The following is a 9943-nucleotide window of genomic DNA, read 5'->3' on the forward strand; positions in this document are numbered from 1 at the left end:
ATACCAATTTAAAGTGATATTTTCATTTTTATGATTAGGGCTGTGTTGCATCAAAAATGAAACGTCAGCATAAGAGTCTTGTGTTGGATCTAAATGTCCATCTTTGCCTGTTCCTAAAATATGTCCGGTTAATCTTGCTTCAAAAGATAATTCTTTGTTGGTTGCTGCGGTTGAATCATGATATCCTTCTCCATTATAAACGCCAATTTCGCTTGAAAAATATGTGGTCTTTGTTTTAAAGTTTACCCCAAGATCGGCCGAATTTGTAAGATGCGCTCCGTTTTTTTCTTCTATAAAAGTTTTGGCAATACTTCTATACCACCATCCATGATGCTCTTCCCAGTCTATCCAAGGTCTATGAGCTTGTCCAAACTCTATGCCGGTGTATGGTAAGATATTGTCAAGATAGATATAAGCATATTTTAGTCTTACAAGCCAGCTACCATCATCTTTTGAACCTGTACTTTTGTATTGTTGAAAAGTATCAAGTGTAATTCTCGCATAATCTTTTTTATTCCAGTATGCTTTAACTTGTAGATAGTTTCTTCTTGTTTCAAATCTGTTTATATCATCACTGCTACTATTTTCATAGTTTATATGGGTAAATCCAAGATAATGAACCCCGTTAATTTTAAGTTTTGGAACCTTTGAATAAACCTTTGTTTTTAACTCTTTTTTGATTTTAGAGATTGCGGTTTTTTCAATTTCGTCTTTGGATACAAACTCGCCAAGTTCTATTCTATTTTGTGCCGGTTTTGTATAGATAGCTCCGGTCTCTTTATCTTGATAAAGCTTTATTGTAGTTGCATTTATAGACATTGAAGCTGCTAAAAAAGCAAAAGTAATAACTCTTTTCATAAACATATCTCCTTGCTTTTTGTTATTATATTGAAATAATATTATTATAAAATTACAAAATGGTTACTTTGGTTAATTATATAGTGAAAAAGTGAGAAAGTTAGAGAGCTGGAAAGAAATTTACCAATTCCAAATTCCCAATGCCAAATAGTTTAGTAGAGGATTAGCCAAGGAAAATAAAATGAAACCTTTAATTGTAATTATTGAAGATGAAGCGGATCTTTTGGAACTTTTGGAGTATAGATTGAAAAAAGAGGGATTTAGAGTTGAGGGTTTTTTATCTACTAAAAATGTTGAAAGGTTTATGGAAGAAGAGAGCGTTGATTTGATGATAGTAGATAGGAATCTTCCGGGAGTTGAAGGAAGCGAATTTGTAAAAAAATTAAGAGATAAAGGGTGCGAAATTCCCGTGCTTTTTTTGAGTGCTAAGGTAAGCGAAAGCGATATAGAGCTTGGTTTTTTAAGAGGTGGTGATGATTATATGAAAAAGCCTTTCAATATTAACGAACTTATTTTAAGAGTAAAAGCGATACTAAAAAGAACGAAAAAAGAGGTCAAAGAGATAAGATTTAAAGATATAAAATTAAACATAGACAGGCAAGAAGCGTATGTTGAAGATAAAAAAATAGAACTTACAAAACTTGAGTTTGATCTTTTATATACTTTTTTAAAAAACAAAAGCTCCGTTTTAACCAGAGAATTTTTAATTGAAAATGTTTGGAATGAGGATATTCCCAACGAAAAAAGCGTAAATGTGGCTATAAAAAGGCTAAAAGAGAAAATCGATCCAAAAAAAGAGAAAAATTATATAGAAGCCGTTAGAGGAGTTGGTTATAGATTATGCTTAGATTAAATCAGATATTTTTTTATTATATAGCTTTGTTATTGGTAGCTATTTTTTTGATAGTATCCACTATTAGCTATTTTGCTTTAAAAAATATAGAGATAAACCATTATAAAGATACTTTAAAAAACGAGATATTGCTAATAGAAAATCAAATAAAAGAGACAAAAGATCTGGATAGCTTGGTTAAAACTATCAAAAAAAGGCTAAATCAAAGGGTAACCATAATAGATAAAAACGGAATAGTAATAGCTGAGAGCGATTTTGACAAAAAAAGAATGCAAAATCATCTAAATAGACCCGAAATCATAGAGGCAAAAAAAAAGATTTGGGGAAGCTCTGTTAGATATTCAAATACTTTAAAAAATAGTCTTTTATATGTAGCTAAAAGATCGGATATTAAAAAAAATCCCATATTTATAAGAGCTGCGATATCATTAAAAAAGGTTCAAGAGAACTTTTTTGTTTTATGGATAAAATTTTTAGGGGTTTTTGGTTTTTTTATAATTTTTTCTTTAGGGGTTTCATACTCTTTAAGCAATAAAATAAAAAATGAGATAGATAAAATAATAGACTTTTTAGAAGGCATAGTTTATAAAAATTATAAAAAAAGGCTAAAGGTAGGTTTTGCCAAAGAGTTTGAAGAGATTGGAGAGTATCTTCAAAATATGGCAAAAAGACTTAAAAAAAGAGACGAAAAAAAAGAGAAATTTACGAAAAAATTAAAAAAGATCTCCAAACAAAAAAGCGAAATAATCTCCGCGATTAGCCATGAATTTAAAAATCCGGTAGCCATTATAAACGGTTATATCCAGACTATTTTGGAAGATGAAGATATGGATGAGGAGTTAAAAAGAAAGTTTCTCAAAAAAATCTATAACGCCAGTAACAAAATTTCTGAAATGATAGATAGACTTTCCTTGGCCATAAAGTTTGAAAATGAAGATTTAAAGCTAAAAAAAACAAAATTTAATATATGCGATGCAATAGATGAGGTTAGCAAACTATTGAAAGATAAGTATAAAGAAAGAGTTATTAAAATCGATTGCGAACCCTTTGAAGTAATAGCTGATAAGACGATGATAGAGATCGTTTTGATAAATCTTATAGACAACGCATTAAAATATTCCGATGATGAGGTGATAGTTATTCAAAAAGGTGGAGAGATTAGAGTTATCGATAAAGGAATCGGTATAAAAGAGGAGGATTTAAAAAAGATTACTCAAAAATTTTACAGAGCCAAAAAAAATAGTTGGGACAACTCGATAGGACTTGGACTTTATATAGTTTCATATATTTTAAAACTTCACAAAAAAGAGTTAAAAATCGATTCGGTTTATGATAAGGGTTCTGTTTTTTCTTTTGATTTGAAGGAGAGTGGTTGATTTTGGCTAAAATAGTTAAAATAGTTAAGTTGTTGAGTAGTTAAGTTGTTGAGTGGTTAGAAAGTTAGAGAGTGAGAGAGTTAAAAAGTGGGAATAAAATTTACCAATTCCAAATTTCCATTTACCAATGTCTAATGTCCAATGTCTAATGTCTAAATTGGTTAAAAAAGTTAAAATAGTTGAGTTGTTAAGTGGTTGAATAGTTAGGGGAAAGGCTGAAGGCTGAAGGAAAAAGGGAGTTAGGTGGTAAGGAGGTAAGGAGGTAAGGTGATAAGAGAGGATTTGATTCCCAATTCCCAATGCCAAATTCCCAATCTCCAATTCTCAATATAATTTCTTCAATTTTTTTTATCAAATATCTAAATTTGTTTTATCTTCATAATGCTTTTTTAGCGATTTATAAAAAAAAACTATCTTTTTTTCAAAAAAAATATAAATTTTAGTTATGATTAAGTTTGAAGTGTTAATCTATAAGTAGCTACATAATAACGATAAAATCGTTATTTTAGTGTAGGTTATGCTTATTAAAAGCAAAACTTATGTTTAATTGGGAAGAAAAGATTTAAAGAGTCTTTTGACTTTTCTCGCTCACTTATAAAAAAGGAGAGGATATGAAGCTAGGCTTTTTGGTTGACCTAAATCTTTGCATGGGATGTAAAGGTTGCGAGGTGGCTTGTAAGGTGGAAAACCAGGTTCCGCTGCATAGTTGGAGGCTTAGGGTAAAGTATGTAGATGTGGGAGTCTATCCTGAGACTAAAAGAACATATACTCCCCTTAGATGCAATCATTGTGAAGATGCGCCTTGTGAGAGGATATGTCCTGTGAGTGCGTTGCATTATCTTGATAACGGAATAGTAAATATCGACAAAGAAAGGTGCATAGGGTGTGCTGGATGTATGATGGCTTGCCCATACGGTGCGATATATATGGATCCAGAAACCAATACGGCTGACAAATGCACATACTGCGCACATAGAGTGGCAAGCTCCATGATGCCAGCTTGTGTAGTTGCGTGTCCTGTGGAAGCCAATATTTTTGGAGATCTTGATGATCCAACAAGCCATATTTCAAAATATATAATGGCTCATCAAAAAGATGGCGGAGTTAAGGTGAGAAAGCCGGAAAAAAATACCCATCCTAAACATTTTTATGTAGGTGGAGGTGAAGTCCAACTAAATCCTCTTGCAAGTAAAAGGGAAGAGGGGTATAACCTGTTTAATAATATTACTCATTTAGACCATATAGGAGGTCACTAATGGTAGAACATACAGTAGCCGCGACAAACGCGATAGTAACCCTTGATGTTCCAATTCCTCAAATAATATGGGGCTGGATGATTACTTTGAATATGTGGGCAAAAAGTATTGGAACAGGCGTAGTATTTATTGGAGCATATCTTTTAGCAAGATATAGTAGGGAAGTTGGTGATAGTGTAAAAGTTTGGATGCCTATTATTTCATTTATATTTTTAAATATCTTTTTGCTTTTTACGCTCTTGGATCTTCATCAACCATTTAGAATGTGGCATATATTTTTCTATTCAAATTTTACAAGCGCTATAACGGTAGGGGCTTGGATGGCGACGGTTTTTACCGGTGTGATTTTTATAATGAGTTTGATTGCTTTAAAAGATATAGTTTTAAAAAACAAAGATCATTTGCCAAGAAAAGTTACAAAAATTTTTGAAAAAGAGTGGCTAAACGAAAATATTTATTCAAAACTTTTAAAAATAGCTGTTATTTTAGCTATTCCGGTTACTATGTATACTGCAACAATAATGGGAGAAGCAACTGCCAGAGAACTTTGGCAAACTCCAACTGAACTTGTTCAGATGCTTTTAGCTGCTTTGCTTTGTGGAAGCGCCACATTTTTACTTATTGGTGGAAAATGGAATTATGAAGTTAAAAGAGATTTGGCAATTATTTTGGGAGTTAGCGCCTTTTTGAGTTTTACTATTTATATGGGTGAGTACTATTTTGGACATATGAAAGCAGAAGAGGTTGCCGCAATAATTGCCTACGTTAAAGATCACGGCAGTATGCATGAACTATTTTGGGCCGGACAATGGATGGCTTTTATTATCCCTATGGTTCTAATCTATTTTAGTTTAAAAAACAGAAGCTCATCACTTCTGTATCTTGCAAGTTTTTCGGCTATTGTGGGGCTTTATATAACAAAACATGTTTGGCTTATTATCCCGCAATTATTACCTCTTAGTTAAGGAGAGAATATGAGTTTTTTAGAAAGTAGAAGAAATTTTTTAAAAGGAACCGCCGCTACTGTTGCAACTGCAGCGATAGCAAAAGGAGTTTTTAGTACCATCGTAGAAACTAAAGCTTATGCCGAAAACTCCACTTTTACAAATACGCCAAAAACTTTGGAGTTTTATCCCTCTCTTGAGCAGTGGGACGATTTTAAGGAATTGGACGGAGATGACTGGAAAAGAGGCGGTATAGATAGACATGGTGTTCAAAGTGAAGATAATCTGGACGGAATTTACGTAAACGAATATATTATCGTTCCAACCGTTTGTAGCAACTGTGAAGCTGGATGTGGACTTACGGCATGGGTTGATAAAAAAAGCTTAACTGTAAAAAAATATATGGGTAATCCACTTCATACCGGGAGTCGTGGAAGGAATTGTGCTAAAGGATATGCTGTTTGGTCACAGATGTATGATCCAGATAGAATACCATTTCCTCTAAAGAGAGCCCCTGGTAGTAAAAGGGGAGAAGGAAAATGGGTTAGGGTAACCTGGGATGACGCAATGAAAGAGATAGGTAAAAAAGTTGCCGAACTTCTTGAAAAAGGGGATGAAGTTTCTCGAAAAATGTTTATTTATCATGTTGGACGTCCAAATGAAAACGGTTTTAGCGGTAAGATACCTCACACTTTAGGATTTGACGGTTTTAATTCTCATACCAATATTTGTAGTGCAGGTGCTAGACAAGGATCAATCCAATGGGCAAATGATGATAGAAACTCTCCGGATTGGGCGAACTCAAGGCTTATTTTCTTACAATCTTCTCATGCAGCTGATGCCGGGCACTATTTCCAACAAAGCGCCGGTTATATTGCAGATGCAAGAAGAAAAGGCGCTAAGATGGTTGTAATTGATCCAAGATTAAGCAACTCGGCCGGTATGGCTGATCTTTGGATTCCAGCTTGGCCAGGAACAGAAGCTGCCCTATATCTTTATCTTGTAAATAGAGTGTTAAACGAAAAAGGTAAAAACGGGGAAGATTTAGTCGATCATGAATTTATGCGCAAATGGGTTAATTGGAAAAAGTTACTAAGAGATAAAGAGTATTTAGAATTTATCAGAGAAAAAGGTTATATAAGAAAACTTCCAAAAGATGAAAGTTATGAAAGCTTTATCGAGATGTTAAAAGAGATGTATAGGCCTTATACTATTGAGTATGTTGTCAAAGAGTGTAGATTGGAAGGACAAGAATATAAGTTAGAAAAACTGTGGGAAATGGTTGTAGATGCGGGGGATAAGATATCTACATATCTTTGGAGAGCCGGGACAATTGGCCATAGAGGCGGTTGGATGAATACAAGAGCCGGCTTTTTATTATTAGCGTTGGTTGGCGCATTAAAAGGAGATATTGGAGGAGTAACTTGGCATCACTGGCATGAGATTAGCGTAAATGGAAAATTTTTTAAAGCTACTTCTGCCGGTAAAGCGCCAAAAAGAGTTGATACTTGGAATGATTACTCATGGCCGCCCGAATATCCGTTATCTACTTATGAGATGAGCTTTTTACTGCCACATCTTATAATGGATGATGAGTGGAGAGAAAAGTGGAATAAAAGAGGTTTTAAAATTGCTGAAAAAATAGCTGTTTGGGTTCCAAGGATGTACAATCCTGTTTGGATTAACCCAGATGGATTTAGATGGATCGAAGCGTTAAAAAGAGAAGATAAATTTGAGTTAACTTTCAATCTATCTCCAACATGGAGCGAGACAAACTGGTATTGTGATTATGTATTGCCAGTAGGATTATCAGGTGAACGCCATGATCAACAATCATCACCTACTAAACCTGAGAGATGGACGGCTTTTAGACAACCGGCTTTGAGGGTTGCCCTTGAAAAGATGGGCTGGAAGCCAAAGGATCCGGCAAAAGCTACACTCGAAGCGCATATAAAAGCTGGTCTTGGAGAGGTTTGGGAAGAGAATGAGTTTTGGGCGAATCTGTTTGTTAGATATGTTGATCCTGATGGCAGATACGGTGTTAAAAAATATTGGACAAGTAAAGAAGATCCAAGCAGACCTATTACAATTGCTGAACTTTATGATGCGGCTTTTTCTAACTTGCCAAAACTTAAAAAAGCTGCTAAAGCCGCTTATCCAACCAGTAAATATCCATGTTATGAATTTATGAGAGATAGAGGAGCTTGGACAGAAGAGAGCGATGTTTATAAACCTCAAGAAGAAGAGATTGAATTTGACGGAAATTATTATTTAGTTCATGGGAAAAAAATTCCTATTAGCGAAGTTAAAAAAGATGAATATGATGTTTTATATCATGATGGAAAACCGTTTGGAATAGAGATAGACGGTAAAGTATATCATGGTTTCCATACGCCTGACAAGCGTCTTGATTTTTATTGTGATTGGTTGGCTAAAGATTTTGAATGGCCAGAATATGCTATTCCTATATATCCAAAAAATGAGATAGAGCGAAAAGAGATGATTCATATTGTTACTCATGTGCATCATGATTATATAAAACAAGATAATCAGTTTGCTCTTAACACTATTTATAGACTTCCTTACAATATTCATACAAGAAGCGTAAACTCTAAGCATTTGATGGAGATAAGCGCTAACCATAATCCTGTATGGATACATACCAGCGATGCGAAAAGGCTTGGTATAAAAAGAGGCGATAAGATTAGAGTTAGAATAGTTGATACGGTAAGCGGACTTGAGAGCGGATATTTTGTTGCGATGGCCGTTCCTACCGAAGCTACAAGACCAGGTGTTCTCGCATGCAGTCACCATGCAGGTAGATGGAAATTAAAAAACGCGGTCGATATTCCTGGATTTGAGCATAAGCTTGGAGTTATGGGATTGGGCGCGCCTCTTTATAGTATGAATATGGATGGAAAAGTGGCTAATATGAGAGCAAAAGAGGGGATTGATAAAGGAATGAAAAAAAGAGAGGATTCATGGCAGTTTAAAGAGATAAATAAGGATCTTGACAATATCTGGTGGGACGGATTAACGGGTGCGTGGCAAAATGCGGTTGCTCCTGTTCATCCAGACCCGATTGCAGGTAACCACGCTTGGCATCAGATGGTTTTTGTAGAAAAAGCTAAACCAGAAGACAAATTTGGCGATATTTATGTAAATTATGAAAATAATTTCAAAACTTATAAAGCGTGGAGAGATAAACTTACCCGTCCAGTGAATGAAAAAATGAAATTTAGAAGACCGCCGTTTATTAAAAGGCCGGCTACGCCACTTACTCTTAGAGCTTATAAAAACCCAATGTATAAGGGTTAATTTAGCGGGTGTTTCCCGCTAACCAATTTTTAACTTCCGCTACTATCTCCTATTGTGAACTCTTCATAATACTCTTCTTCATCTTTTTTTCTAGAAAGGTTATTTAAATAGACCGCTAATGCTTTAATCTCTTCATTGCTTAAATCTTTAGCAAACGCTCTCATCATATCGGCTCTATTTGATTTGATTGTTCCATTGCGATAACCTTCGAGTTTTTTGGTAAGATAGTGGATACTTTTTCCAGCCAATTTTGGAAAACCATTACCCCCGCCGGCGTACACACCATGACAACCGTAACATCCATATTGAGTATAGATTTTGCTTCCATCTAATTTTTTAGAAGCGCTAAAAAGAGTAGATGCAATTATTAAAAAAATAAATACTTTTTTCATTCTAAACTCCCTTAAAGCCATATTTTGGTAGGATAAAAATTATTATATCATAAAGGAATGTAATGGATATTACTGTTCAAAGAAAGGGGATGTACGAGTTTATATCTCGCTTGTTTATTCAAGAGATGGACGAAAATATGTTGGCTAAAATAGAAAAATTGAAAAATTTTAAAGATTTTTTTCCTGAATATTATGAGTGGGATAAAAGACATAAAATGAGCAGATATAAACTTATCAATGAAGTTTTAAATGTAGATTTTACCGATATTGCCATAATGCATTTAATCCCTTATGAGACTTTTTATACCAGAGAAGATGGGATGATCGAGAGCGGTGGAGCAAATGAGGTAGTTGATATATATAACAGATACGGCTTTAGGGTAGATTTGGATAAAGCAAGAGTAGTAAGCCCTGATCATATCGGGGTTGAGTTGGAGTTTATGAAAAATTTGATTGAATTGGAAGCAAATGCGATTGAAGATGAGGATTTTGAGTATGCAAAAAGATTAAAAAATGAACAAAAAGATTTTTTAAAAGAGCATATTTTAAAATTTGCCCCTATGTATCTAATAAACGTTGCAGAACAGGCAAGAACTCCTTTTTATAAAGATGCCGCAAAATTGGCGTTAGAATTTTTGTTAGAAGATTATGAGTGGTTATGTAGCAAGGTATAGATTTGTTCGAAGTCGGACTTCGAACAAACGTTTTAAACTAAAATAGGGCTTGATATACTTCAAACTCCTGGTTCGAAGTCGGACTTCGAATACTTCGAACAAAGGATTTTTGATATTTGGATAAAAAGGATAATATTTGAGATTAAAATTAGATCCAAGTAGATGCGTAAGATACTATTCAAAATTTAGTAGTTGCAACGGGTGCGAAAATATATGTCCGGTGGATGCTATTAAAACTCAAGAAAGCGCACTAAATATATATCAAGATAGTT

7 protein-coding genes and 1 pseudogene are annotated in these 9943 nt (G+C 34.2%); 6 read left to right on the forward strand and 2 right to left on the reverse strand.

The genetic code is table 11. The annotated features are described in order from the left end of the window. A pseudogene (locus AC30RD_RS02740) lies at positions 1-858 on the reverse strand (hypothetical protein); the annotation flags it as partial. A gap of 181 nt (positions 859-1039) precedes the next feature. Between AC30RD_RS02740 and AC30RD_RS02745 the strand changes: the two are divergent. The 5 genes from AC30RD_RS02745 (at position 1040) to AC30RD_RS02765 (ending at position 8605) form a co-directional block, all read left to right on the forward strand. Beyond that, a complete protein-coding gene (locus tag AC30RD_RS02745) occupies positions 1040-1711 on the forward strand; it encodes a response regulator transcription factor (RefSeq protein WP_489492664.1) in 672 nt (223 codons plus the stop codon). Beyond that, the gene (locus AC30RD_RS02750) at positions 1699-3087 is read left to right on the forward strand and encodes an ATP-binding protein (protein ID WP_489492666.1); all 1389 of its coding nucleotides are present in this window, start codon (positions 1699-1701) and stop codon (positions 3085-3087) included. The genes AC30RD_RS02745 and AC30RD_RS02750 overlap by 13 nt, the downstream gene beginning before the upstream one ends. A 611-nt stretch (positions 3088-3698) precedes the next feature. After that, positions 3699-4343 (forward strand): 4Fe-4S dicluster domain-containing protein, encoded by a 645-nt coding sequence (locus tag AC30RD_RS02755; RefSeq protein WP_489492667.1) that lies wholly within the window; start codon positions 3699-3701, stop codon positions 4341-4343. Beyond that, a complete protein-coding gene (gene nrfD / locus AC30RD_RS02760; RefSeq protein ID WP_489492668.1) occupies positions 4343-5308 on the forward strand; it encodes an NrfD/PsrC family molybdoenzyme membrane anchor subunit in 966 nt (321 codons plus the stop codon). The genes AC30RD_RS02755 and nrfD overlap by 1 nt, the downstream gene beginning before the upstream one ends. 9 nt (positions 5309-5317) lie before the next feature. Beyond that, positions 5318-8605, forward strand: coding sequence for a molybdopterin-dependent oxidoreductase (locus tag AC30RD_RS02765; RefSeq protein ID WP_489492670.1), 3288 nt, complete (start codon positions 5318-5320; stop codon positions 8603-8605). Positions 8606-8634: 29 nt separating this feature from the next. Here the strand turns inward: AC30RD_RS02765 and AC30RD_RS02770 are convergent, their stop codons facing one another. After that, on the reverse strand, positions 8635-8997 hold the full coding sequence (locus AC30RD_RS02770; RefSeq protein ID WP_489492672.1) for a c-type cytochrome: 363 nt from the start codon (positions 8995-8997) through the stop codon (positions 8635-8637). A 62-nt stretch (positions 8998-9059) separates the two neighbouring features. Between AC30RD_RS02770 and AC30RD_RS02775 the strand changes: the two genes are divergently transcribed. Further along, on the forward strand, positions 9060-9671 hold the full coding sequence (locus AC30RD_RS02775; protein ID WP_489492673.1) for a TorD/DmsD family molecular chaperone: 612 nt from the start codon (positions 9060-9062) through the stop codon (positions 9669-9671). Positions 9672-9943 lie beyond the last annotated feature (272 nt).

It is taken from the genome of Nitrosophilus sp. (assembly GCF_982775275.1).